The sequence below is a fragment of the Arenicella chitinivorans genome (genome assembly GCF_014651515.1).
Lineage (GTDB): Bacteria > Pseudomonadota > Gammaproteobacteria > Arenicellales > Arenicellaceae > Arenicella > Arenicella chitinivorans.
Map to the genome: position 1 here is coordinate 400,072 of NZ_BMXA01000003.1, position 25,148 is coordinate 425,219.

20 protein-coding genes are annotated in these 25,148 nt (G+C 49.7%); 14 read left to right on the forward strand and 6 right to left on the reverse strand.

Features of this window, described 5'->3' with window-relative positions; genetic code table 11:
- The first annotated feature begins 175 nt into the window (after positions 1 to 175).
- The gene (locus tag IE055_RS11485) at positions 176 to 763 is read left to right on the forward strand and encodes a hypothetical protein (RefSeq protein ID WP_189401087.1); all 588 of its coding nucleotides are present in this window, start codon (positions 176 to 178) and stop codon (positions 761 to 763) included.
- Positions 764 to 864: 101 nt separating this feature from the next.
- Here IE055_RS11485 and IE055_RS11490 read toward each other — a convergent pair whose 3' ends face one another.
- Positions 865 to 3,510: a helix-turn-helix transcriptional regulator gene (locus tag IE055_RS11490; protein WP_189401090.1), complete on the reverse strand. Its 2,646-nt coding sequence runs from the start codon at positions 3,508 to 3,510 to the stop codon at positions 865 to 867.
- 227 nt (positions 3,511 to 3,737) lie between these two features.
- Here IE055_RS11490 and IE055_RS11495 point away from each other — a divergent pair, with 227 nt between their 5' ends.
- A complete protein-coding gene (locus IE055_RS11495) occupies positions 3,738 to 5,837 on the forward strand; it encodes a choice-of-anchor Q domain-containing protein (RefSeq protein ID WP_189401092.1) in 2,100 nt (699 codons plus the stop codon).
- 19 nt (positions 5,838 to 5,856) lie between these two features.
- Here IE055_RS11495 and IE055_RS11500 read toward each other — a convergent pair whose 3' ends face one another.
- Together IE055_RS11500 and IE055_RS11505 are read right to left on the reverse strand one after the other, a co-directional pair.
- Positions 5,857 to 6,636, reverse strand: a complete 780-nt coding sequence (locus IE055_RS11500) for an alpha/beta hydrolase (protein WP_268244544.1) — start codon at positions 6,634 to 6,636, stop codon at positions 5,857 to 5,859.
- A gap of 178 nt (positions 6,637 to 6,814) precedes the next feature.
- Positions 6,815 to 7,666 (reverse strand): 6-carboxytetrahydropterin synthase, encoded by an 852-nt coding sequence (locus tag IE055_RS11505; RefSeq protein ID WP_189401098.1) that lies wholly within the window; start codon positions 7,664 to 7,666, stop codon positions 6,815 to 6,817.
- Between the two features lie 74 nt (positions 7,667 to 7,740).
- Here IE055_RS11505 and gltX point away from each other — a divergent pair, with 74 nt between their 5' ends.
- From gltX to pgi, 12 genes are all read left to right on the forward strand, one after another.
- Positions 7,741 to 9,129: a glutamate--tRNA ligase gene (gene gltX, locus IE055_RS11510; RefSeq protein WP_189401101.1), complete on the forward strand. Its 1,389-nt coding sequence runs from the start codon at positions 7,741 to 7,743 to the stop codon at positions 9,127 to 9,129.
- A 984-nt stretch (positions 9,130 to 10,113) separates the two neighbouring features.
- A complete protein-coding gene (locus IE055_RS11515) occupies positions 10,114 to 10,815 on the forward strand; it encodes a DUF3450 domain-containing protein (RefSeq protein WP_189401104.1) in 702 nt (233 codons plus the stop codon).
- Between the two features lies 1 nt (position 10,816).
- Positions 10,817 to 12,163, forward strand: a complete 1,347-nt coding sequence (locus IE055_RS11520; protein ID WP_189401107.1) for a MotA/TolQ/ExbB proton channel family protein — start codon at positions 10,817 to 10,819, stop codon at positions 12,161 to 12,163.
- Between the two features lie 103 nt (positions 12,164 to 12,266).
- Complete coding sequence (locus IE055_RS11525) at positions 12,267 to 12,797, forward strand: MotA/TolQ/ExbB proton channel family protein (RefSeq protein ID WP_189401110.1); 531 nt, start codon at positions 12,267 to 12,269, stop codon at positions 12,795 to 12,797.
- 51 nt (positions 12,798 to 12,848) lie between these two features.
- On the forward strand, positions 12,849 to 13,253 hold the full coding sequence (locus IE055_RS11530; RefSeq protein ID WP_189401113.1) for an ExbD/TolR family protein: 405 nt from the start codon (positions 12,849 to 12,851) through the stop codon (positions 13,251 to 13,253).
- Between the two features lie 5 nt (positions 13,254 to 13,258).
- Positions 13,259 to 13,858 carry a TonB family protein gene (locus IE055_RS11535; RefSeq protein ID WP_189401115.1) on the forward strand — a complete coding sequence of 200 codons (600 nt, stop codon included), beginning with the start codon at positions 13,259 to 13,261 and terminating at the stop codon, positions 13,856 to 13,858.
- A 41-nt stretch (positions 13,859 to 13,899) separates the two neighbouring features.
- Complete coding sequence (locus tag IE055_RS11540; RefSeq protein ID WP_189401119.1) at positions 13,900 to 15,255, forward strand: tetratricopeptide repeat protein; 1,356 nt, start codon at positions 13,900 to 13,902, stop codon at positions 15,253 to 15,255.
- A gap of 87 nt (positions 15,256 to 15,342) precedes the next feature.
- Positions 15,343 to 16,131 carry a DUF3450 domain-containing protein gene (locus IE055_RS11545; RefSeq protein WP_189401120.1) on the forward strand — a complete coding sequence of 263 codons (789 nt, stop codon included), beginning with the start codon at positions 15,343 to 15,345 and terminating at the stop codon, positions 16,129 to 16,131.
- A 55-nt stretch (positions 16,132 to 16,186) separates the two neighbouring features.
- Entirely contained in the window at positions 16,187 to 17,638 is a 1,452-nt protein-coding gene (locus tag IE055_RS11550; RefSeq protein WP_189401122.1) for a MotA/TolQ/ExbB proton channel family protein, read from the forward strand.
- A 20-nt stretch (positions 17,639 to 17,658) separates the two neighbouring features.
- Entirely contained in the window at positions 17,659 to 18,072 is a 414-nt protein-coding gene (locus tag IE055_RS11555; RefSeq protein WP_189401124.1) for an ExbD/TolR family protein, read from the forward strand.
- Positions 18,073 to 18,209: 137 nt separating this feature from the next.
- Positions 18,210 to 19,211: a type I glyceraldehyde-3-phosphate dehydrogenase gene (gene gap, locus IE055_RS11560; protein ID WP_189401127.1), complete on the forward strand. Its 1,002-nt coding sequence runs from the start codon at positions 18,210 to 18,212 to the stop codon at positions 19,209 to 19,211.
- Between the two features lie 127 nt (positions 19,212 to 19,338).
- A complete protein-coding gene (gene pgi, locus IE055_RS11565) occupies positions 19,339 to 20,973 on the forward strand; it encodes a glucose-6-phosphate isomerase (RefSeq protein ID WP_189401130.1) in 1,635 nt (544 codons plus the stop codon).
- A gap of 51 nt (positions 20,974 to 21,024) precedes the next feature.
- On the opposite strand, the gene IE055_RS11570 is transcribed toward pgi, so the two are convergent.
- The 3 genes from IE055_RS11570 to pyrC form a co-directional block, all read right to left on the reverse strand.
- Complete coding sequence (locus tag IE055_RS11570) at positions 21,025 to 22,746, reverse strand: energy transducer TonB (RefSeq protein WP_189401133.1); 1,722 nt, start codon at positions 22,744 to 22,746, stop codon at positions 21,025 to 21,027.
- A 159-nt stretch (positions 22,747 to 22,905) separates the two neighbouring features.
- The gene (locus IE055_RS11575; RefSeq protein ID WP_189401137.1) at positions 22,906 to 23,697 is read right to left on the reverse strand and encodes a TerC family protein; all 792 of its coding nucleotides are present in this window, start codon (positions 23,695 to 23,697) and stop codon (positions 22,906 to 22,908) included.
- 217 nt (positions 23,698 to 23,914) lie between these two features.
- A complete protein-coding gene (pyrC, locus tag IE055_RS11580) occupies positions 23,915 to 24,946 on the reverse strand; it encodes a dihydroorotase (protein WP_189401140.1) in 1,032 nt (343 codons plus the stop codon).
- Between the last annotated feature and the right edge of the window lie 202 nt (positions 24,947 to 25,148).

Here is a 25,148-nt window from a genome sequence, read left to right on the forward strand (position 1 = left end):
GGTTGTTTCGAGTTGGCCGGTTTTATTGATCGTAATCACCGTTCTGAGCAGTAAAAATCCTCTAATTCGGGGAGCGACGAACTAACTCTCTGACGCTACTATGTATTTGGAAATGCGAACGCTAGGTTGCGTCAGCGTTGTTGAATAATACAAGTCTAAGTTATTGAGGTTTTGCATGAAATTTGTCGTTACTCGTTATTTCGTGGTGTTGGTATTACTTTTTACGTCGCATTACTCGTTCGCCCAGAATAAAGTGGTGGTGGTGCCATTAGGCGGCGATGAGCCTAAGATGGGTGGAGAGGTTTCTATCTCAATTCCGGTCACCAGTCTTATTCAGTCAAGTGGTGCGAATCTTGATTTCACGTCACCGATGCAGGCGCGGCTGTACCGCTCTGGGAATACCTCGTTTGGGACAACCTTTCTGGTACCAATGGATCACAAGCCCGGCACCTTGATTTATGTCGATATCTACATTTATAACCCGCTTGTGAACGGTGCTTGTCAAGCCGTCATTAGAACGAACTACGGGCGCGCCTGGAAGCCAGGTGAACCGCGGGACCAATCGAATGTTTTCGGTTACGGGACGGCCTTTCCATCGTTTACGCAAGGCGAACAGACCTACGTTCACACCTACCGTTTTAAAGCGGGTATTGGCGCTGGTCACAGCGTTGGGTTTGGCATGTTTCGATCCGGCGATAACGCTAGCGACAATTGCGGTGAACTCGGCCTGGTTGGTATGCAGATACGGTATGAGCGAGAATAGTGTCGTATTTGATCCGTTTTGTCGCCGAAGTTTCATCGGTACGCTAATTGATATCTAGCCAGATATCAATCAAGTACCAACCTCACGTGTTCTAGATGATGTTAATGGGACTTCGGCGGCAACAGCCAGGGCTCGCTTTGAACTCGCAGCATGGCACCAACGCGGTTTTTGACCCCCATTTTTGCCAATACCGACGACACGTGACTTTCAACCGTGCGTTTCGAGCGCGATAGGCGCTCGGCGATTTCCTGATTATTCAGTCCATCCGCCATTAGGGCGAGTATTTGCTGTTCCTTTTTCGTTAATCTCAATGGGTGTTGGCGGGTATTGGGGTTAGGGCTTCGGCGCCGCTTGGGTAAAAGATTGAGCGCACCAATTGATGTCGCGATGCTGCGTGCGCGCTCGGTGTACGCTTTGGCACCCAGCTTATCCAGCATGCTGTGAGCGCTTTTTAGGTGCTCGGTCTGCTGACTGTGATCTGAAGTCAATAAGCAAAGCGCCGCCTCAAATGGCATGCCGATGTCCAGCCAATCTTGAGCGGCGGCGGTGTGGTCACCTTGACACTCCAGATGATGTGGACGTGCGAACTGGTGTGCCGTGTGGTAGGGGATCGAGAACTCAAAGCGTTGTAGCCAGACTGCGATTTCGCCCGCCACCCAGAAGTCATAATGATCGGGAGCCGCTGTGCACAGAATCTGTAACTGTTCATAGGCTACGCTATCCATACTGTGAAGCCAGGCATTTTCAATCAGGTTGAGCCGGGCCGGAATAATGTATTGCTGTTCATTGGTGGCCATGGCGTTCTTAAGTGCCAGGCCAAGTAAGTGATCAACGTCAGGCCCACCCATACGAGATTCGGCTTTGGCAACTACGCACAAAGCGGGCAATTGCATTAAGAGCGTGAGTTGATTTAAGTTCAGCACGCCAAGACCAATCGTCGCTGCGTCCTCCAATCGGCCCTGCGCGAGGCGCAATTGGGCTTGGATCCCAACCAAGTAGTAGGTCCAGGAATCCAGATCGTACTTGGTATCGTAGGCGATACCATCGGTGACCCATTGTTCAGCTTTTTCGAGTTGTTTGAAACGCACCAGGTAGTCTGACATGTTGGTGTATACGCGTGCTGCATGCTCGTGGAAGCCATGTTTTAGTGCCAACTCAAGGCTTTCTTGCAACAAGGGTTCGCCGTTGTGATCACCGCGCAATACGAGTGCCGAGCCAACATTGTTTAGCGCATGAACTCGGACTTCAGCCTGTGGGTGTTTGGTCTCCAGCTTGAGTGCACGTTGGCCAAAGTAAATGGCATCTTGCATGCGGTCGTTCAGCATATCCAGTTGCGACCGAAAGGAGTACGCCATCGCGCGATCGCTCGATTCCGGTAACGCCTCGTAGACCTTAATTGCTTCATCTGCAAAGTGGCGTGCCTCATTGGATTCGCCTCGATACCAGTGCAAACGCGAGAGCCAACGCAGATTCTCGCCGATTTTGTCATTCCGCCCGAGCGCGCGCCACAGTGAGATCGCATTGCGGCGAGCTTGGACAACGGCATCATCGATCTGTAATGCTATGCCGGCTTCGTAAGCCCAGTCTTGATACAGTTGTGCGGCCAGCTCTGTGGGTGCTTCGTCGATAAATTTGAGTGCAGTCGTGAGGTAAGATGCGGCTTCTCGATGGGCTCCGATGGTGGCCGCTCGTTGGGCAGCCTGCGGTGCGTATCGCAATACACAGTTGCCATCCAACGAGCCTGCGGCGTGATGTACAAGTGAGCCGAGATCGTCAGTGTCCAGCGCCTGTAACGCACTTAAAATGCGTTGGTGTAGTCGTTGTTGCTGATTCACCGGCAATCGCGTTTGTGTGCCCAATCGTGCTAGTTCGTGGCGAAAGCGAAAGTGCCCTCGGCTGTCGACGACTAATAATTTACGTGCCACACAGGCAAGTGCCAACGTTTCGCCTTCTTCGCCAAAAAGTGCGTGCAGTAACTCAGTCGTCAGGGCTTTTGGAATCAGTGACATGGTTTCTAAGAACAGACGCTCTTTTTCAACCAGGCGGAAGATGCGCGCATTGACCGCCTCTTGTACTGATGCGGGTACGGCGTGCGTGCTGGGCAATTCAGAGGCCAACATTTCAGAGACAAAAAACGGATTTCCCGACGTGATCTGGTGCAGGTTTTCGATTGATTTACCGGCAGCAGAGGCCATCTGTTCGACGCTTGTCTGGCTCAATGGAGTCAGTATGATACGGTTGGTGTGGCCAGAAGGCAGTGCGGTCAACACCGAACTTAAGGGGTCGGCCTCTGATACTTCATCGTCGCGGTAACTAATAATGAGTGTGCAGGCTGAAAACGCAATCCGTCGACCGAGATACTTAATCAGGTCGAGCGTACCGTGGTCAGCCCAGTGGGCGTCTTCGATGACTAATATCCGCGGATGCTTTGCAGTTTCAAGTGTGCGATAAAAGGTCGAAAACAGCTCGGTAGGCAGTGCCCCGTTGCGCAACAATGGTAAAACTGGTGAGGCAAATTCCGCCGCAAAGTCGTGCAATGGGCCAAATGGTCTGGGCGTCAGAAAGGGGTCGCATGCGCTCCAGTAAACTTGGTGCGCTGAGGTCAGTTCAGTGCGTGCAGTTTCCAACAGAGTGGTTTTTCCGATGCCGGCCTCACCGGCAATTAACACAATGTTGCCGTGTCCGTTGGCTGAGCGTTGGCATGCCGATAATACCTGTTCGAGCTCGTTGTGGCGTTCTAGCAACATCAGTTCAACGATGGCCTCCTGATAAGTAACATACCCACTGTTGTACCCACATTGCCGTGGATTGAGAAGGCGTCAGCGATGAATTTAGGTGTGTAGACAGCAAAATTAGGTATGCATACTCAGGTCAGGTATGGGGCTGAGTCACTACTATACGGTGTTACTGGATGTACGTCGACGCGTGTCGCGTGGTGCATCTGGTTGTGAACGCAAACTCCTGGTGACTAAACATGAATTACTTTGCTCGTAGTGCCGATCACCATGCTGTGACTGGATTGTCTTTGGCTAAATTGACCGTTGCCGTGGGCATCGCGCTGGCGCCAACTGGTCATGCAGCAACCATTACCGTACATGCGGATTGTTCAGTGCAAAATGCGATTGAGGCCGCCAACACAGACGCAGTCGTCAATTTATGCGCAGCAGGGAATGGTGCGGATACGATTGAACTACCTGCGGCGACTTTGGTGGTGTTTTCGTCAGTGGTGGCCGACTTAAACGTGCTGGGTAGCTCTGCGTTGCCCGCGATTCGGTCCAGCATCACGATTCAAGGCAACGGGGCGACCCTGCAACCGAGTGTGGGCGCGCCGATGATGCGTTTATTTACGGTCTTGCAGAATGGCGACTTGACGTTGAGCAATCTGCGGGTTTCTGGTGGTGAGGCGCTCTCAGGCGGCGGTATCTTGTGTAGCCAAGGTTCATTAACCTTGTTGAATTCGGAAATTAGTTCGAATTCCGCAATGATTCAAGGTGGCGGAATCGCCGTGGATCGGTGTCCATTGGTGGTCGATGAAGGTTCCATGATTGACACTAATTATTCGGGCAGTGTGGGCGGTGGTCTCTATGCGGTCAGTACTAGCGTTCACTTGGTCAATTCGAGTCTGACGAACAATGAGGCCCGCGCGCAATCAGGCGGAGGTGCCGCGATAAGAGCCAGTACCTTGACGATGAACTCGATGACGTTGTCTGGCAATTCTGCGCAGGTGGGGGGCGGCTTGTTCTTGCAGGAAGGGGTCTCTGCGGACGTTGAAAATTCAAGTTTTTCCCACAATGCAGCTTATGAGTCGGGCGGCGCCGTGGGAGTGTTGAGCGGTGTTGCCCATTTCGAGCAGGTGCAGGTAGCGAACAATGTCAGTGGCCAAGATGGTGCTGGATTCGCTATTCGTGAGGCTGAGGTGGTAATTAATCAAAGTCAGCTCACCAGCAACACAGTGAGCGCCGGCCAGGGCGGCGCGATTGACCTTGAAGCGGGGCAGGTTGCGCTTGAAGCGGTGACGGTCAGCAACAATTCAGCCATCTTCGGCGGGGCGCTCAATTCGCAGGGCGGCAGCTTGTCTGTTTCGGCTTCGACATTCTCCTCGAATACCGGCGAATTTGGTGGTGCACTGAACATCAACAGTACATCCCTTTCGATCACCAACAGTACCCTGAGTGCCAACAGTGCGGGTAATGTCGGCGGTGGGATTGCTCTATTTAATGCGTCCGTTCCAGCGACGCTGTCGAACAATCGATTGACCGGCAATATTGCCGATGATTACGGTGGTGGGGTGTTCGTATCGGCTTCCACCGAGGTGGCGTCGAATCGAGATACCTTGAGTGACAATCTGGCACAGCAGGGTGGCGGCTGGTTTATTCAAAGCAACGCGTCGGTGACGTTGAGCGAGTCCTCAATCCACGCGAACACCGCGTACTCCACGGGCGGCGGTTTGCTGAGCGACGCCTCGTCGCTTAGAATTTCGGATTCTACTGTGGCCAATAATTCAGCCACTACTGTTGCGGGTTTATTCTTCCGCGCTGGATCTAGCGTGAGTCTGCGAAATTCAACCATTTCTACCAACGTTGCCTCGTTCGCTATCGGTGGCATCAGTCAGAGTAATTCCGACCTCACCCTGGCGCACAGTACGGTGGTTAGTAATCAAGCGCCTGCCTATGCCGCTGGTGTGTTCCAGGGCGGTGCTCTCAGCAATTTGACTCTGATCAATTCGATCGTTGCGCAGAACGATGGTGGTGACTGCAACCAGCAGGCGGATACCAGCTATCCGGGAAACTGGATTGGTGATGCCAGTTGCACAGGCGTAGCGAATGGTGATCCTATGTTGGGTCCATTGGCAAGCAACGGCGGAATTACACTGACGCATGCTTTGTTATCAGGTTCCGGTGCTATCGGGATCGCTGACACGGACTTATGCGCTTTTTTGGTTGCAAATAAAGATCAGCGTGGTTTTGATCGGGGAGTCGGTTGCGATGCGGGTGCCTACGAATACGGAGCTACGGACGTGAATTTCTACGTGATTCCACTTCCACAGGGTGGGGCGGTGATTGTGCCTCTATAGAGTCTAAGTTGGTTTGAGCTTATTCACTTTTCGGTGCCGGTAACGGTGCCGTACTGGTATTCCAGTCAGGCGGATTCGCACCTTCGACCAGATACCATGGGTCGGGTTCATTGATCCAACTCGGTTCCGGCACCGGCGGGGTCCATCGCAGGGCGTCTAACGCGGCCTCGTGATAGTCCGTCCAATGATGCTCGGCTTTGCTGCGATCAACGTATTTCACAGCAAGGTGTTTGAAGTTCTGTTGTTTGATCGCCTCAAGAACTTCATCCAGTCCGCGATGCATGGTGCCGTCTTCGCTGGTCATGGTCAGATACAGGCGGCGTGGTGTGTCGGTGTGCTGTTTCAGCAACGTGTGGGCGCGCTTTGCCAAGTGGCGATCGTCGTACCAAAGACTTGGGCTAATGGCAATGTAATCGGTGAATAAGTCCGGCGTGCGCAGCCAGGTTTCGATAATAAACAGCCCTGCCAATGATTCGCCGATAATCACACGCTGACCGTTGGTCCGATAGTTTACGTCGGTTGCTGGAATCACTTGAGCAGCAATAAATTGTCGAAATTTCGCTGCGCCACCAAGCGTACCATCGGGTTTGGCGTACCGTGGGTCATGGTTCGGAGCGGTGAGCTCGAACAGGCGTTGCTCAGTGCTGATGCCAGCATAAATTACAGATTGAAATACCAAAGGGTTAGAGTCCGGCAATGTGCCAAGGCCCGCAACGTGTTTAAAATCTTGTTTAACACCGCCGTCCACAATGTAAACCACTCGAAACCTGGCCGTAGATTCTGCGTGGTAGTTGTTCAGGCAGGAGCACGTTAATTTCGTGCGTAGATCCGAGTTGAGCGGCCTTCATTTGCGTGCTCTGTCGGAGTATGACAGTCTGAGCAGAAACTTGGTCTGCGTTGCTGGGTGACGTCAGAAAAGCGAAAAGTAACAGTATACTGGTGCGTAAATTAAGTTTCTCTGATGGTGCGAGTGGGCGCTAGGTTTTGAATGGTGGGCTTTCCGCAATCGCGCCTTTACCGATGCCTTCAAAGGCTTGCACCGTGAAATGTGCTTTGGGAGACATCTCGTTCAGCAAGTCGACCACGTGTTCCGCAATGCATTCGACGGTGGAATCAAGGTGCATGATGTGCACGCGGTCGCTTGGCAGACTGAGTCGAAACTTACCCTGCGGTGCGGTGTAGGCGAATTCGACGCGATCATGTTCGTACACCGCCACGTCTTCGTTGGAGCCTAGGTAGATGTCTTTCCATTGTTTCGCGATCCGTTTCTCCAGTCGCCGATCGCGGTGGCCATTTTTCCAGATGCGGATGGTTGAGCGATGCCCATGAGCAATGCGTTGGCAGTTGCCGTCATGTTTTTTTAATCCGTGACTGTATGTGTAGAAGCTGCCGCCGCCCTTCTCCTTGGAGAGCGATATGGTCACGGCGGTGACATTGTCTGGTAGCACGCTACGTAATGCCTCTTGCATATGCTTAGCGAGTCGTTTGCGTGTAACCTTGGGCATATCCAGCACGCACACTGCGCTTGCTGGTGAACTGTGCTCGAAGGCCTCACCGGAGCGGGTTGTGAAACTCAGCGTTGTCGGTTCGCCCCGTGTGATGCGCAATTTGTCATGTTTGCCTGGCACCAGCAGCTTGTGGTCCAGCTCGCTGTCGATAAATAACTTGATGGATTTCTTAACCTTAGCGAAGTCGAACACCATGCTTTGTGCATCGAGCTCACCTTGTAGTAGGACATCGACTTGCCAGCTGATACCGATTAACCCGCGCTTGGGGTCCAGTACAGAGCTGTCGATCACCGTCAAATTGTTAACAAAAAGGCGTGGCATTTGTGCAATTGGGTCAATAAATTGAGATCAAATTATACTACAATTCGGCCGAATTAATTTACTGGATAGCACCCATGACTGTTACTCGTTTTCCGCCCAGCCCAACTGGGTATCTGCATATCGGTGGCGCGCGCACTGCCTTTTATTCTTGGTTGCACGCACGCCAGAATAATGGCCGATTTGTGTTACGGATCGAAGACACGGATCTCGAGCGGTCAACCCAAGAGTCCGTTCAGGCCATCCTAGATGGCATGCAATGGCTGGGGCTCGATTACGATGAAGGTCCGTATTACCAGACGCAACGATTCGATCGTTACAAAGAAGTGATCGCCGACTTGTTGGCGGCTGGGCATGCTTATCACTGCGAATGCAGTAAAGAGCGCCTCGACGCCATGCGTGAAGAGCAGAAAGCGAATGGCCTGAAGCCGAAGTACGATGGCCGATGTCGTGAGTTGGGCTTGGCCGACGCGGACAACACTGTGGTGCGTTTCAAGAATCCGTTGACCGGTGATGTGGTTATCGAGGACATGGTAAAGGGCAATATCGTGATCTCGAATCATGAGTTGGACGACTTGGTGATCGCGCGTCCGGATGGCGTACCTACCTATAATCTGACCGTGGTGGTGGACGACATGGATATGGGGATCACGCACGTAATTCGCGGCGATGATCACATTAATAACACGCCGCGCCAGATCAATATTCTGCGTGCGCTGGGTGCGGAGTTGCCACGATACGGGCACGTGCCCATGATTCTCGGGCAGGATGGCGCACGCCTGTCCAAACGTCACGGCGCTGTTAGCGTAATGCAATATCGAGATGAAGGGTATCTGCCTGAGGCACTGTTAAATTACCTGGTTCGGTTGGGTTGGTCGCACGGTGATCAAGAGTTGTTCACCCAGCAAGAGCTGTTGGATCTGTTTCGCATCGAAGATGTGAGTCGAGCGCCCTCGGCCTTTAATCCTGAGAAATTGCTCTGGGTTAACCAGGAGAAAATCAAGCAGTTGAGCGCCGCAGAATTGCTAGATAAGTCAGCCTGGTATTTTAAGCAAGCTGGCATTCAAGTTGAAGAGACGGCGGAGTCGGTGGCTGTGATTGACTTGATCAAAGAGCGCTGCAAGACCTTGCTGGATGTGGTGACGCAAAGCCAATGGTATTTCTGTGCGGTGAGCGAATACGACGCGGCAGCAGTGAAGAAGTGGATTAAGCCCGGCACCAGCGAGATTCTGTCGACCTTAATCGGTAAGCTGGCCGATGTGTCAGACTGGACGGCGGACAATATCCAGCATTGTGTTCAGCAAACTGTTGACGCGCATGAGGTTGGGTTTGCTAAAGTGGCGCAACCAGTTCGTATCGCAGTTACCGGTGGTACAAACTCACCATCCATCGACGCCACATTGGCGATCTTAGGCTCCGCGGAGACCTTGAAACGGTTGCGGGCTGGATTGGCAGCCTTTGTCTAGACAAAGATGACAAGTCGATTAAATTGCTTGTAATATTGCTTCGCAGGGTGAAATAAGTGTAATTGACCCGTGACGTTCCAGTTTTGGGCTGTTACACTCGTCTGCCGTTCTTCAGGTTAGGGTGGATGAGCTGCGTTTTATGCGTATTTCGGAGCCCAAAGAACGGGTGTGGTTCGCTTTTTCGTCGAGCGGTCGGACCACCAGGAAAATGAAAAGGGTTGGCTTGTCGTGTTAATCCGTTATAGACTTGGTGGCGAGAAGTTCTGCTTTAGACAGAGCGGCAATTACAAGATAAATATGTTTGCAGTGCTATTCGGAATGTCGTCGATTGACGTGATTGTGAATAGGATCAGCAGGCCAGCCTTAGGAGATGATGTTTGCCTCGCTCGTGCACCGTTGCACGGTTGGTGGGCACAATGCCAATTACGTATGTCGAGCTTTATTGCAAGCCGTTGGAAAATCGCGTCGCTTTGTTGCTGCCGCACCAGTGTTTGTTCTGAGCTGTTGTTGGGATTTGCGTCGACCAGATCGAGGGTCAAGTAGTAGACGTTTAGTAAGATTTGTCGGCTTTGGTATGACTGCAGAAAGTGTCCCCACGCTGTCTTAGGTAAGGCAGCCACTTTGTATGCGCTCTCGAAGCCTCATAATCGCCTCCACTTGATCCCGCGAGTTCTCTCATCACCATCCACCTAAATTGTCTAGCTTGTGCTTTTCTGTGGGTTGTACAAACGCAGTTGCATGGTTGGGCTGAGCAGTGTGGTGGATTTTTCTGAGGTAATGCTTTTTCAGTAAACAAGTGAGTGGGTAATGCTCAGTCATGTGTAAGTTGAAAGAGGAAAAAATTTCAATTTTAAGTTTTTGGTCTATCCCGGTCCGACTCGGCAGGGAAAATCAAGCAACTTTAAAATTTAAACGAGTCGACTTAGCGGTCGGCAACTATTGAATCTAGCTAACTAGAGTTCATTAAAAGAGGTTAAATCTAAAATGAAAAAATCTGTGTTGAATTGGATCGGTCAGGCAGTGGCAGTGGTTGCCATTGGCGCGGCCGCTGCTACCACGGCTGTGGCGCAGTCATCTGGAGGCTTGTCAGTCGATGAGCAGTTCGCGCGCGAGTTGAAGTTGGTCGAAAGCCTGAAAGTGTACAACGATCAATTGCAAGAGCAGCTGCAAGCACAAACTGTCGCTAAGCGGGAAATTCTTCAGTCTATCGACAAAGCAAAGGATCTTGATCCTCAAATGGCGCCAGTGCTGAGCAAAATGCTTGCGGCATTGGAAGCATTCGTTAAAGCAGATTTGCCTTTCCATAAAGAAGAGCGCATGAAGAGCATTTTCGCGCTGAAAGATTTGATGACCAACCCGGATGCGACTACGTCAAGCCGCTACCGTAGCATTATGGATATCTATAATGTTGAGTTGGAATACGGCACAACCTCAGAAGCTTACAAAGCGACTCAACCTTTCGGTGGCAATGAAATCGAAGTTGATATGTTGCGTATCGGTCGTGTGGCGCTGTACTACCAAACCACGGATCAAAAAAGTTCAGGCATGTGGGACGCGGTTAATAAAGAATGGAAGCCGTTGCCAACAAGTGCCAACCGAGACATCCGTAAAGCAATCAAGGTGGCTGCCAAAACAACAGCCCCAGAGTTGTTGAGTCTACCTATTTCTGCTCCGGAGGGCGCGTAACATGAAGCACTTAATTACAGCTGTCGCCATGGCGGCGTCGGTCGCGCTAGCGCCGGCACAGGCTCAAACGGTTGACCAGATACTGAATCAAGTTAAAAGCGGTAGCCTGCAGAAAAGTAAGGCTGCGCAAGATCTGGAAGCACGTTTCCGTGCAGCAGGCGCAGGTAAAGCAGCGATTGTTGCTAATCTTCGTGCTCAGCGTGAAGCGTTGGATGCGCGTAGCAACCAGTTGGAAGCACAGTATGCCGCCAATAATGAAGAGCTGGATCAAATCCGTACGGCTCGTGAAACGGCATTGGGTGATCTGAAAGATCTGTTCGGCGCGGTTCAACAGGTGGTGGGCGAAACCGAAGCCCGTTTCGACACATCAATCATTTCTGCGCAGTTCCCAGAGCGTGGCGCGAACTTCGACGAGATTTCTAAGAAAGTATCGAATCAAGCAAATGATTTGGTCTCGGCAGGTGAAATCGAGTCTGTTTGGCGTGAACTATTCAATGAACTCGTTCAGCAAGGCAAAGTCGCGAAGTTTAACGCGTCGGTTGCAACTGCCTCGGGTGCGCGTGAGCAACAGGAAGTAGTACGTGTAGGCGTCTTCAACCTGGTAGGTGACGGCAAGTTCCTGACTTACGGTAAAGGTGGTGTTGCTGAGCTGCCACGTCAACCTGACGGTCGCTATTTGAGCCAGGCTGGCGATTTGTTTAGTGCTAGTGGCAGCGGTTCAACGGTTGATTTTGCACTCGATCCAACACAAGGCCGTTTACTCGATGCAGCGGTCGAAAGCCCAAGTTTGCGTGAGCGTATCGACCAAGGTGGTCCAGTCGGCTACATTATTTTGGGTGTTGGTCTGTTTGCTGCTTTGATCGCGTTCTACAAAATCCTGACTTTGTTTGGTGTTGCTGCGGCTGTGAACAAGCAAGCTAAAAACCCAGACTCACCGTCAGACAAGAACCCATTGGGTCGCGTGTTGAAAGCGGTTAAAGATAATCCAAGCAACGACACCGAAGCGATGGAGCTGCGTTTGTCAGAAGCAATCATGAAGGAAACGCCAAAGCTGACCTCATGGCTGATGTTCCTAAAGATCGTATCCGTGGTCGCGCCTTTGGCCGGTCTACTCGGTACTGTATTGGGTATGATTGAAACCTTCCAGTCGATCACATTGTTTGGCGCAGGTGACCCGAAATTGATGGCGGGTGGTATCTCACAAGCCCTGGTTACCACAGTTTGTGGTCTGGTCGTTGCGATTCCGATCGTGCTTCTTCACACGGCCGCGGCGTCGAAAGCGAAGCGTGTTGAGGAAATCCTTGAAGAGCAGTCAGCTGGTATGGTTGCTCGTCAGATCGAAAGTTAAGCGTTTTCAGTCTCAGTTTTGTCTTGCCGGTTGTCAGTCACTCAGGTGCTACCGGCAGGACTGACAAAACAGAGACTGTCAGTACAAACAGAGGTTTCTCAAGATGCCAGAGTTTATTTTAGTCACATTTGAGTACATTCGAGATTTTATGGAACTGGGTGGGCCGGTTCTGTACTTGATCGCGGGTTTGCTCATTATCATGTGGTTCATGATTATTGAACGCATCTTTTATATTTCGGGTCCGCATCGCGAAGCAGTAAAAGCTGCCATCGACGAATGGGAGTCCCGCAAAGAGCGTAAATCATGGGCCGCACATCAAGTGCGTGAGGAATTAGTTTCTCGTGTCGGCAGTAAGCTGCGTGAGAACTTGTCGATGATTCAGGCATGTGTCGCACTGGCGCCATTATTTGGGCTGCTCGGTACGGTGACCGGCATGATCGAGGTTTTTCAGGTCATGGCGATTAACGGTACCAGTAACGCAAGAGCGATGGCTGGTGGTGTGTCGCGTGCCACGGTACCGACGATGGCGGGAATGGTCGCCGCACTGTCAGGCTTGTTTTTAAGTTTTTGGCTACAGCGCAAAGCTGATCAAGAACGTGAAAAGCTAAACGAAAAACTTACGCTTGATCACTGAAGCAGGTTCAAGAGCCAAGAATTTATACCCTATAAATTGGGAGAAAAGTAAATGAGACGAGGAATAAGAAACAGACAGGAAGAAGATGCCAAGATCGACATTACGCCGATGCTTGACGTCGTTTTCATCATGCTGATTTTCTTCATCGTGACAGCAAGCTTTATTAAGCAAAGTGGTGCCACTATTACCAAACCGGAAGCTGTGAATGCGGTAAAGCATCCCAAAGCATCCATCCTATTGGCTATCGATGAAAATAATGATATCTGGTTGGACAAGCGGGTAATCGATCCACGAGCAATCAAAGCAAACATTGCGCGCATGCGGGCAGAGACACCAGACGGTGAAGTCATCGTTCAGGCTGACATTGAGTCAAATGCCGAGACCTTGATGAAAGTGGTTGACGCGCTGAAAGAGGCGGGAATACCGTTACCAACTGTCTCGACCAAATCGGAGTAGTAACCATGCTTAGATCTATACCATCATTTTTGATCGCCGTAGTTGTGACGCTGGGTTTGATTATCGGTATGTACGCGCTCATCAAAATGGATGAGCCTACATTGGAAGAAGCCTCTGAATTCAAACTGCCGGATTTTAAATACAATCCAGAAGATGAATCAGTCGAAACCATCACTGCCAAGCCCAAACGTCCGGATGAAGTACAAGAGCAACCTGATACGCCGGATGTGAAAATCGTGGCGGATCGTATTGATATCAATTCCGAGTTCGCCTTTGGTGCGGTCAAAGTTGGTATTAATCGTGATTTAAAAGGGTTTAACTCGAATGACGGCGAATACCTTCCAATCTTTCGTCCACCACCGGTCTACCCTCGACGTGCGGCTGAGCGCGGCTTGTGTGGGTCTGTTGATCTGCGATTCACCGTGACTTCTAGTGGTACGGTTCGCGATCCGGAAGTGATTGCCAGTACCTCATCAATGTTTGAAGGTGCGGCAAAAAAAGCAGCGCTTAAGTACAAATACAAACCACGTCAAGTCGGTGGCAAACCAGTCGATGTGCCAGGTGTCGAAATCCGAGTGAAATTTGAAATGGAAGGTGGTTGTTAAGGTCATTTGATCTGGCAATCATCGCCCAGCGAGGTGATATTATGAAAGCTATTGAAAAACTCAAACCGATCATGAAAAGCGCATTATCCGCGACCTTTATGGTGTCGTTGATTCTGGCGGCTGAAGCCTCCTTTGTCGGTGTGCAATCCGCGGTCGCGCAAGAAGGTGAAAGTTCACAGCGACAAACCAAGCGTGTTGAGTCTATTCGTCAAAAGAACGTTAAAGCGTTTGAGAAAATCCAGGCGGCTTTCGAAGAGAAGAAGATCTCCGAAGCCAAGCAGTTGCTGGACAAGCTGGCATCTGAGCCGGACCTAAACAACATCGAAAAAGCATACCTGGCCAATTATCGCGGCAATATCTGTTTTGAGCAGGACAATCTGAACTGCGCGCTGAGAGAATTTAAGAAGGTAATCGCGACACGCGATGGCATACCTGACGGGTTCTACAATCAGATGTTGTATGTGATTGCCCAGGTTCTATTTTCGCAGGAAAATTATCGGGAAGCCCTAACCTACGCCGAGCGTTGGTTCAAAACTCAACAAGACCCAACCGCGGATGCCTATATGCTAGTAGGCCAAGCGCACTATATGTTGAAGAACTATGACGCCGCGTTGCCGAATGTGCAAAAAGGTATTTCCAAGTACGAAGCCGTCGGTAGTGTGCCCAAAGAGGGATGGCTGCAGTTACTAAGTCAGATCTATCGTCAGAAGAACGACTACAAAAAAATGCTGCCTGTTTTGAAACAGCTCGTTCAGTACTATCCTAAGAAGAGCTATTTGCTTTCGATGGCCAGCGTTTACAACGAGTTGGATGATCAGGCACGTATGACTGCCATGTATCAAGCGATGTACGATCAAAACCTGCTTAGTTCAGAGTCAGAAATCGTTGCGCTTGCGCAGTTGAACATGAGTCAAGACAACCCGTACTCAGCCGCACAGATTATGGAAAAAGGGATCGGTAACGGTACCCTGAAAAATAATCTCAAGAACAACCGTATTTATGCGCAGGCCTTGTTCGCTGCTCGTGAGTATGAAAAAGCAATTTCCCCGTTGGAAAAAGCCGCTAGTTTGTCAAAAGACGGCAAGCTATATAACCAGCTGGGTGTGTCGCTGATTCAATTGAATCGCTGGCGCGAAGCCGAAAGCGCACTCAAAAAGGCCATCAATAAAGGTGGTCTACAAAATACTGGTGCGGCTTATATTAGCTTAGGTCTAACGCAGTTTGAGCAGAAGCAATTTAACGAAGCTGAAGCCACGTTCCAACGTGCAACAAACTACGAGCAAGTGTCAAAAGATGCGCGTAACTGGATTGCTTATGTGAAAGCTGAAGTGGTTCGAATTCGTGAGTTGGAAGCGCCAATTCAAGAAATTGATACCAGCGTAGAACCAGTAACTTAAGCCGTCATGGTCGCTTGTGCATTAGAGTCAGGCGACCGATCTAATAATTAAAACCAACAATAGTTTGGTCTCTTTAAGAGGTTTGATATGGGTACAGTAGTACTGAAATCAGTGATAAACCGAGGTGTCGTCGGGTTGGCGCTTGTGCTTACCGCAGTGATGCCAATCACTGCCCAAGCAGATAAAACCGACGACATTTTAAACAGCGGCCTTAGTCGCCAGCGTGCCGGTGCTGAATCACAAAAGCGAATTGACGCGATTTCTGAGCAAACAGAAAAAACGGTCGCGCAGTATCAGCAACAACGCAAAAACGTCGAAGTATTGAAAAAGTTTAACGATCGTATGCGCCGCACCTTAGATGCGCAGGTCGTAGCGATGCAAAAGCTTGAGCGTTCGATAGAGGACGCGTCGCAGATCGAGCGCCAAATCGTACCTTTGATGCTGAGCATGATTGATGGCTTGGAGCGGTTCATCGATGCCGACATTCCATTCAAGTTGGATGAAAGACGTGCGCGTGTTAAACGTATTAAGGGTTATCTGACTAATGCCAATATTTCGGCGGCAGAACGATTCCGCCAGGTGCTTGAGGCGTACTCAACTGAAAGTGCATACGGAAATTCAATTGATGTTTTCACTGAGGAGTTGGATTTACCGAGCGGTAAGCTCGCCGTGAATATCCTGCAAGTTGGTCGTTCGGGTCTGTATTACCTGACTACAGATGGGCAACAAGCTGGCTATTGGGATGTTAGCGATAAGCAGTGGAAACCGCTCGATTCTTCTCATAACGCCGGGATTACAGATGCTATCCGCATGACTCAGGGCAAGGATGTTAAAGATTTGATGGTGTTGCCAACGAGAGCACCGGAGGCGATTTAACAAGACGCTTACTCTACAGAAAAATGCTATTCAGCCAGTCGGAAGAAATACGTCTATGAAAAACCGAGTAGTAAAGCCATTTGTGACCATTGCCATGGCCTTCGCTGTGCTCTTAGGGACTGCGCCAACGTATGCGCAAGAAAGTAATGCGACCCGAGCGCTGAATATTGATCGTATCTTGAATGCTACACGAACTGCCGCTTCGCGAGAGCGAACAGCGAATACAGCACGTGAAAATCAATTTAAGGCGGAACGAAGTAAACAACAAGGTCGTTTAAATGCAATGCGCAATGAGCGTGTTCGCCAAGAACGAATTGGCGATGACTTGGATCGCCAGTTTAAAGAAAATGAAGTTAAGATCGAGGAATTGCAAACCGAGCTCGCACGAGAACTCGGTGATCTTAAGCAGTTGTTTGGTGTTATTCAGCTATCTGCGTCTGAAGCACAAGAGTCCTACAAGTCATCTCTGATCAGTGCCCAGTATCCGGACCGCGCAGAAAGCCTGCGCCAAATGGTTGCGAAGATGGCAAGCCTGACAGACTTGGTATCGATCCAAGAGATCGAAGATCTGTGGTTTCAACTACAGAATGAGATGACTGAACAGGGCAAGATTGTTCAGTACACGGCACCGGTAAAGCATATCGTTGGCTACGAAGAGGACGAGCAGGGTAACCGTCTGAAGAACGAAGAAGGTAGAGACATTCCAATCTACGAAGAACGTGAAATGCAGGTGACGCGTGTTGGTGTATTTAACGCCGTCGCGGGTGACGACATTCTGCAATATTCTGATGGTCTTGGTTTTGTTGCACTCGAACGCAAAATGCCGGGTGATTTTAATACCTATTCACAGAATTTACAGAATGCCAATGCCGGTGTGACACCTTTCAAATTAGACCCGACTAAGGGTGCTTTGTTGGCGGCCTTGGTGCAAGCGCCAACATTGGGCGAGAAGGTGAATGAGGGAGGCATTATTGGTTACATTATTATCGCCTTGGGTATTTTGGCATTGTTAATCGCCGCGCTTAGAATTCTGGTATTAATGGGCGTTGAAGGTCGTGTTCGTAAGCAGGCTCGTAACCTGAAAAAGCCTTCGCTTGGCAATCCGTTGGGTCGCGTTCTAAAAGTGTATCAAGACAATCCAGATACCGATCCGGAGACCATGGAATTGAAGCTTGGCGAAGCGATGCTCAAAGAATCTCCGAAGCTCAATGCGTGGATCATGTTCGTCAAGATCATTGCCGTCGTGGCACCGTTGTTAGGTCTCTTGGGTACGGTAACTGGTATGATTCAGACCTTCCAGGCTATCACGCTTTACGGTGCAGGTGATCCGCAAACTATGGCCGGCGGTATATCGCAGGCCTTGGTTACCACGGTTCTGGGTCTTGTGGTTGCAATCCCAACTGTGTTTGCACATTGGTTAGCATCAACACGTGCTAAGCGTGTCGAGGATATGTTAGAAGAACATGCGGCTGGCTTGATTGCTGCGCAGTATGAAGGTCAACGTTAAGCGTTACAGAGGAAATTACTATGAAACGTCTGGGTAAAGCTAATAACGAGGAAGAAACCGATATCGACATCACGCCTATGTTGGACGTGGTGTTCATCATGTTGATTTTCTTTATCGTCACTGCCAGTTTTGTAAAAGAATCGGGGCTTGATCTTAACAAGCCGCCTCAAACTGATGAGCCGCCTGATCCAACTGCACCAAAGCCGATCGTAGTTGAAATCAATAAATTGAATGAAATTACGATTGAGCGGAATGTGGTGGATTATCGTGCCATTAAGTCGACTGTAACCCGTTTGAAGGCGGAACGTCCTGACTCAAATGTGGTGGTTCGAGTAGACCCAAAAGCACAAACCAAAACCATCATCCAAGCGGTCGATGGCATCAAGTCAGCGAATGTTGATTTGCCAACGATATCTATGACCGAAGGTGGTTAAGCGATTGTCGTTACTCAAATAACGAGTACTAAAAAAGCACGCTCTGCGTGCTTTTTTATGTTTGCCTTAAACCTTGTGCTGACCGGGTACATTGAGTACTGTTGCATCAGTAACCAGTAATATAAGAGGATTTCGGGATGTTACGAGTAGCGATTAATGGGTTTGGAAGAATAGGGCGTAATATTGTTCGTGCAATTTACGAACGGGATTTAACCGATCAGATCAAGGTCGTGGCGATTAATGATTTAGCGCCAATTGAGTCAAATGCCCACCTTCTGCAGTTCGATACGACACACGGGCGTTTTAATCATAAAATCGAGTTCGACGAAAACGCGTTATTGATCGATGGCGCAAAGGTACTGGCGTATTCGCAGCGCGATCCAGAACAATTGCCGTGGAAGGACTTGGAAATTGATGTCGTCTTTGAATGTACCGGGATTTTCAAGACCAAAGAGTTAGCAGGCAAGCACCTTATTGCTGGTGCCAACAAAGTTTTAGTTTCGGCGCCAGGTAAAGGCTTAGATGCAACCGTTGTCTACGGGGTCAATGAAAATATCCTTACAGCATCCGATAAATTGGTTTCGAACGCATCGTGCACTACTAATTGCCTGGCCCAGATAGCCAAGGCGATGCACGATTCAATCGGAATTAAAGAGGGTCTGGCCAACACTGTCCATGCGTACACTAATACACAAAATTTAATTGATTCATACCATAAAGATAAGCGTCGCGGTCGTGCAGCAAATTATTCAATGATTCCAACCAGTACTGGCTCCGCCAAGGCGATCGGTGCAGTGATCCCAGAGTTAGACGGCAAGTTGGACGCAGTAGCGATACGCGTCCCGACGATTAATGTGTCCTTGCTTGATTTCACATTCGTGCCCGAGAAATCAGCGAGTCTCGCGGAGGTCAGTAAGATTTTTGACGCGTATGCGCAAGATCGTGCCGGCGTGTTCGAGGTGAGTGAAGCGCCATTAGTGTCAGTCGACTTTAATCACAACCCATGTTCCTGCGTGGTGGATATCGAACAAACACGCATTACCGGTAATTTGATTAAAGTACAAGCGTGGTATGACAACGAATGGGGATTCTCAAATCGTATGCTTGATACCGCGTTTAGTATGCAACAGGCAAAATAACCTCGGTTAACTAATCCTGTTTTCTTTCTCCAAGGATGGAGATGCAATACAATCTCGTTCGCTCCTTTTTAAAATCTCGCAGCTCGCTCTGGCGACATGCGCTTCATCACAGTCTCAAGGATTTGATATGCCTAGCACTTCTATTGCTCCAGCTATTAAGAACGCGTTATCCGAACACGCGAAACAAGATCTCGTTCATGGAATCAAACACAAGTTTGATTCAGACCAGGAACGTGTGGTTCATACATCGTTTGATATCGCTAATATCCATTTTGATTTTAGTAAAACTCACATCGATGATGCGTTGCTGAATACGTACACCGATTATGCCGCTCAAATCGATTTCAAAGCCAAACGCCATGCATTGTTTGCTGGCGAGCGAGTCAATGTCACGGAAGACCGTTCAGTGTTGCACACCTTACTGCGAGACCCGCGAAATCAGGGGATTGCAATGGCCTTACCAGAAACATTGTCCCAGGCGCAGAGCGCGCGTGATGCGTTGATCAAGCAATACCATGATATACAAGCTGACCTAGCTCGCCGTTCGACACCGATACGCAATATAATCCATGTTGGTATCGGCGGTTCGGCGCTTGGGCCACAGTTGATCTACGAGGCCTTAAGCGGTGTTAACCCTAAGGTGAAAATCCACTTTATAAGTAACATCGATGCTCACCAATTAGTTGACGCGCTGGACGTGTGTGACGCTGACAGTACCTTGGTTATTGGTGTTTCAAAAACCTTTACCACCGCCGAAACTTTGCAAAATATTGATTCGGTTGCTGACTGGTTTCGAGCGCAAGGCGTTGATGAGCCGTTAACACACTTTTACGCGGTCACTGCCTTTCCTGAAAACGCGGTTAACTACGGGATACCAAACACTAATATCGTGTCATTCCCTGAATGGGTGGGCGGACGCTATTCGGTTTGGTCGTCTGTGTCACTCTCCGCGGCGTTGGTCTTTGGCATAGAGGATTTTGAACAGTTTCTCGCCGGTGCGGCGGAAATGGACAGGCACTTCTATCACGCCGAGCCGGCGGAGAATGTGTGTTTTATTGCTGCGGCACTGGATCATTACTATGCGAATTTCATGCAGGCCACATCGCGAGCGATATTTGCTTACGATCATCGTCTGCGCTCATTGGTTGATTATTTACAACAACTTGAAACCGAGAGTAATGGTAAGGATAGACAACTTGATGGCAGCCCAGTTGATCAGGAAACCTCGGCAGTAATTTGGGGTGGTGTCGGAACCGATGTGCAACATTCAGTATTTCAAATGTTGCATCAGGGCACTGCACTCATTCCCTCGGAGTTTATTCTGGTTGCCAAAGCGGATCATGACTTGAATGCGCATCATCAGGAGTTGTTAGCCAACGGTGTGGCGCAGACAGCGGCGTTACTGGCGGGACAAGACATTGCCAAGGTCAATGAGCTGCATGCAGAAGAGCACCTTACTGAGTTAACCAAGCAGGCGAAGATATTCTCCGGCGAGCGTCCCTCGACCACGATGCTGCTGTCTCAGCTAACTCCGGCAACACTCGGATCTCTCTTAGCATTTTACGAGCATCGAACCTTTAGTGGTGGCGTGTTGGTTAATATTAATTCGTATGATCAGATGGGAGTGGAGCTGGGAAAACGGCTAGCAAAGCAGGTGAACCCGATGCTTGATGCCATGACTCCGGATTCGGAGGTACAAAAAAACGCGGAGGGTTTTGACGCCTCCACGTTGGATTTAATTGCCCGAATTCGCCGGGCATAGTGCTGTCGTAGTTGAGTCCACGACATGACGTGGACTCAACATGTTCCGGTACTAATTGAGACGGAACTGCACTTTGGTGGTGATTTGGGTACTACGTACCGGCAATCCAGTGGTTTGATTGCGCGCTGGTGAGAAACGCCACTTTTCGACTGATTTCACCGCCGCAGAATCGAATGTGCTGCCCGGCTCGGACGCCTTGACGGTGATGTCTTCAGGCACGCCATCAGTATTTACGTAGAAAGCAACCTGTACCCAGCCTTCCTGACCATTCTTAAGTGCTCGAGAAGGGTAACGTGGTGGTGCGCGACTGATCACTTTCGCGGGCACGATTTTTGGTGGTTCTGGTTTCGTTTCCGCCACTGGCGCAGAGGCTTGTTTTGCGCTTTCAGCCGCGGCCTTGGCAATCTCCTCTTGTTTGGCTTGAACACGTTTAGTCAGATCGGCAAGACCTTGACGATCCACGTTCAGACGCTTAACCAGCGCTGAGAGCTTCGCGGTTTCTTCGAGGTCATCGGCGGCAAATTTTTCATTGGCCATCTGTAAAAGTTTGGCACTCAGTTCCTTCACGCGTGGTTCAGAGTTAGCCTTACTGATTTTATTACCTTTCAGACCGTCTGACACCAGTTGGTAGGCGTTGCCTTTCGCAGGTGGAATCAGATTGCCTTTAGACAGCGCATCGTCGATTTTGGCGATCAGTGCTTGTTCCGCTTTTAAGGCTTGCGCGGCTGAGTTGGAGCCTTCAACGTCACTGTCTAGTCGTTCTAGAACGGCCGCCGTTTGTGCTATCTCGTCTTCCGAGCCGGTGGCACGTACTTGCTTGACGTGGGCGGTGATGGACTTACCCAGATCGTCACTGAGTTTATCGTTTTCGATGTTCAGTGGGTCGATTTTGCGTAATGCTTCGATGGTCTCAAGGGCCTCGTCAAACTTTGCATCTGCTACCAAGGTTTGGTAGTTCGTTCGGAGTGCCTCAGCCACTGTCTTACGACCTTCATAGGCTGTTGCGTCGTACGGATCAATCTCCAGAACTCGGTCATAGTACTCGAGCGCGTTATCTCCTTGTGGGGATACATATCGACCCTCCAGCAATGCAGTCGCTGCTTGTTGGTTTAACTCATTGGTAATCGACACCGTATCTGCTTCGATATCCTCAATAACTTGAGGCGCTTCAGTCGGTGTATCTATAACCAACGTATCTTCTTCTTCGCCGCCACCGCCGAAAATTAAGAAGCCAACTACGGCCAGTGCCAACAGTCCCACCGCTGCGTAAATCGCTGGATTTGTCTTACGTTGCTCAGCTAAAGAATCCACACTCGCGCGATTCTCAGCAGGGCCAACCATCATGATGTCTTCGCCGGCAGCTTGCTTTTCAACTAACTCACCGTGCAATGCATGGGCTGATTTAAATGCTAAGAAAATTTGATTTGGACTAACCGGCTTATTAAAGGCTCGATACACCAATGGCTGGATATTCGACTTCAGAATATCATTAAGCTGTTCTTTTTCACCAACCAGCATTAATACCTGAGTTGGATCATTCTGCTTAAGTTTGATCGCTTGATCAATCGCATCGCTGATTTTGTCGCCCGCGCTGTCGATATCAAAAATGACGATGGCGTTATTTTCAAACAGACTTGGCTCACTCAGGGCCGCTTGGACCGATTCGCGTGCGGAAAATGTTTGATCGCTTGTATTGCCACCTACGATGGCCTCGACAACGGCTGTGTCCGCTGAAATAACGAGTACTGATTGTTTGGGGGTGTCTTCTGACATACAGCCTCCTACGGTTACCCTATTAGTTTTTCAATATTTGTTGTTGTTTTCATTACGCAATTTGCTTGCATCATAATAGCACTAAGTTGCCTAATTACCATGCTGTCAAACAATGTCGCGCGAGATAATCAACATTTTTTCGACATAATTATCAAAATCTTAATTTTTGCCAGCCAAAGCACTCGCCTTAGCCAGATTTAACTTCTTTTGATACCGACTTTGCACGATGTCGCTCACCACAAGCACAAACAATACGAAGTAAAACGTGGTCTTAGACATCTGTGTAATTTCGTTACCAAATAACTTCATATGCGCCAGATGCCCGCCTTCCGACAGCAGCATGACGCCGACCAGGAACAGAATAAACAAGCCAAGTACCTCGTACATTCGGTTCTTGGTCAGGAACTCGGATACGGTATCGGCCAACACAATCATCAGCAAGCCGCCAATCAATATCGCGGTTGCCATAATTGGGAAGACTTTGGTGATTGCCATGGCGCTCAAGATGGAATCAAATGAGAACACCACGTTCATGGACACGATCCAGAAAACCACGAACCAAACAGACTTGCCGTCGCGTGACTGATTATCCATTTCTTCCAGAGTCATCATGTGCAGAATTTCCTTCATAGCGGTGTAAAGGATGAATACACCACCAAACAGTACGATTATGGCGTGTAAGTTGAAGTTCGCAGTAATGACACCGTCCCACGTGATGGCAAATAACTGGTTCTGAAACGCTTCGATCACGTTGAGCAATAAAAAGAGCAGCACGATGCGTAGGGCGACCGCGATGGCGATACCCCAGAATCGAACGGCACGTTGATTTTCAAGTGGTGCACGTTTACTTTCGAGCGAAATATAGAGCAAATTGTCAAACCCAAGCACGGCTTGTAGCATGATAAGTAAAAGCAGGTCGACTAAGTTCCCCAGTGTAAAAAGTTCGGCCATAGTGTCAGTTCCGGTAATTATTTGTTATTGGTTAGGTAGTGCACGAGACCGGTTCCGGTAGCACAATGCCCCCCGAATCAGGTCTCTTTTGATGCGAAAATCGTCGTTGATCGATCCGGTTTTTAAGCTTATAGACATGGCAAACTTGAGTCGTTCGGTAGGAGGTTTGCCGAATGTTCTTTATTAAACAACAATTAAACAGGATTTTTAATGGCCTTTAGGCCAATTTCCATTGTAGTTCTTGTCCCGCGTAAAAAGGCACGATGTGTCCGCCTTGTGGCAAATCAATAATTTCCGGCACCGTCCAAGGTTCATTGACTAAGGTAATTGTGTCGTTGTTGCGTGCGAGGCCGTAGTAATCTGCCCCATGATGAGCCGCAAACCCTTCAAGTTTGTCGAGTGCGCCGAGGTCGTCGAAAATCTGGGCGTAAAGTTCAATTGCGCTCCAAGCACTGTAACAGCCCGCACAGCCACAGGCCGTTTCTTTGGCGTGTTGTGTGTGTGGTGCTGAATCGGTACCTAGAAAGAACTTGTTGGAGCCGGATGCAACCACATCGCGCAAGCGCTGCTGATGTGTGTTTCGTTTTAATACGGGCAAGCAGTAATTATGTGGGCGAATTCCGCCAACCAGTAAATCGTTTCGGTTGTACAGTAAATGTTGTGGCGTGATCGTAGCCGCCATTGTGGTCGCCGAATCGAGCACGAAATCTGCGGCGTCTGCGGTTGTGATGTGCTCGAATACAATTTTCAGTGCAGGGAAGCGCTGGTGAATTTGCGCCAGATGCGTATCAATGAATTCTTTCTCCCGGTCGAAAATATCGATATGCGCATCCGTTACCTCGCCATGAATCAATAGCAGCATGCCTTGTTCACTCATCACCTCAAACACCGGATACAGTGCTTCGATGCCTTTAACTGCGGCGTCCGAATTAGTCGTCGCACCGGCTGGATACAATTTCGCGGCAGGAATCCCGGCTTGTTTGGCCTCGATGATGTCGTTGCCACTGGTTCGATTGGTTAGGTATAGCGTCATCAGTGGTTCAAAATTGCTGTCTGTCGGCGTAGCTTGGTGAATACGCTGCTTGTAGGCCAGTGCTTGTTCGGCATTCACCACCGGCGGTACCAAGTTAGGCATTACGATGGCACGGCCGAAACAGCGGGCCGTCGCGGGTACGGTTTCCAGCAGGAATTGGTCGTCCCGAAAATGTAAGTGCCAATCATCAGGTCGGGTCAGGGTAAGTTGATTCATAGTGTCTGACTGTGTGCACGCAACCGGCCTCGAACGCACGGGGGCTTATTGCGGTTTAATGGTTTCGTTTTCTGTTGGTTTCGATACAATACACCGCTGGCCTAGCTGCATTGATGGAATACGACCATTGCCTAGGTGCTGTGCGCCGAGCTGCGCGAATTCGAGTGCATTTCCGGCTGACTGGCGAAGCATGAGACGGTTC

What these genes read in the sequence shown, in the direction of transcription:
- IE055_RS11540 (WP_189401119.1), top strand. Translation starts at nt 13,900, where the DNA reads ATGAAAGCTATTGAAAAACTCAAACCGATCATGAAAAGCGCATTATCC.
- IE055_RS11575 (WP_189401137.1), bottom strand. Translation starts at nt 23,697, where the DNA reads ATGGCCGAACTTTTTACACTGGGGAACTTAGTCGACCTGCTTTTACTT.
- pyrC (WP_189401140.1), bottom strand. Translation starts at nt 24,946, where the DNA reads ATGAATCAACTTACCCTGACCCGACCTGATGATTGGCACTTACATTTT.
- IE055_RS11545 (WP_189401120.1), top strand. Translation starts at nt 15,343, where the DNA reads ATGGGTACAGTAGTACTGAAATCAGTGATAAACCGAGGTGTCGTCGGG.
- pgi (WP_189401130.1), top strand. Translation starts at nt 19,339, where the DNA reads ATGCCTAGCACTTCTATTGCTCCAGCTATTAAGAACGCGTTATCCGAA.
- IE055_RS11535 (WP_189401115.1), top strand. Translation starts at nt 13,259, where the DNA reads ATGCTTAGATCTATACCATCATTTTTGATCGCCGTAGTTGTGACGCTG.
- IE055_RS11530 (WP_189401113.1), top strand. Translation starts at nt 12,849, where the DNA reads ATGAGACGAGGAATAAGAAACAGACAGGAAGAAGATGCCAAGATCGAC.
- IE055_RS11550 (WP_189401122.1), top strand. Translation starts at nt 16,187, where the DNA reads ATGAAAAACCGAGTAGTAAAGCCATTTGTGACCATTGCCATGGCCTTC.
- IE055_RS11570 (WP_189401133.1), bottom strand. Translation starts at nt 22,746, where the DNA reads ATGTCAGAAGACACCCCCAAACAATCAGTACTCGTTATTTCAGCGGAC.
- gltX (WP_189401101.1), top strand. Translation starts at nt 7,741, where the DNA reads ATGACTGTTACTCGTTTTCCGCCCAGCCCAACTGGGTATCTGCATATC.
- IE055_RS11505 (WP_189401098.1), bottom strand. Translation starts at nt 7,666, where the DNA reads ATGCCACGCCTTTTTGTTAACAATTTGACGGTGATCGACAGCTCTGTA.
- IE055_RS11495 (WP_189401092.1), top strand. Translation starts at nt 3,738, where the DNA reads ATGAATTACTTTGCTCGTAGTGCCGATCACCATGCTGTGACTGGATTG.
- IE055_RS11555 (WP_189401124.1), top strand. Translation starts at nt 17,659, where the DNA reads ATGAAACGTCTGGGTAAAGCTAATAACGAGGAAGAAACCGATATCGAC.
- IE055_RS11520 (WP_189401107.1), top strand. Translation starts at nt 10,817, where the DNA reads ATGAAGCACTTAATTACAGCTGTCGCCATGGCGGCGTCGGTCGCGCTA.
- gap (WP_189401127.1), top strand. Translation starts at nt 18,210, where the DNA reads ATGTTACGAGTAGCGATTAATGGGTTTGGAAGAATAGGGCGTAATATT.
- IE055_RS11525 (WP_189401110.1), top strand. Translation starts at nt 12,267, where the DNA reads ATGCCAGAGTTTATTTTAGTCACATTTGAGTACATTCGAGATTTTATG.
- IE055_RS11485 (WP_189401087.1), top strand. Translation starts at nt 176, where the DNA reads ATGAAATTTGTCGTTACTCGTTATTTCGTGGTGTTGGTATTACTTTTT.
- IE055_RS11515 (WP_189401104.1), top strand. Translation starts at nt 10,114, where the DNA reads ATGAAAAAATCTGTGTTGAATTGGATCGGTCAGGCAGTGGCAGTGGTT.
- IE055_RS11490 (WP_189401090.1), bottom strand. Translation starts at nt 3,510, where the DNA reads ATGTTGCTAGAACGCCACAACGAGCTCGAACAGGTATTATCGGCATGC.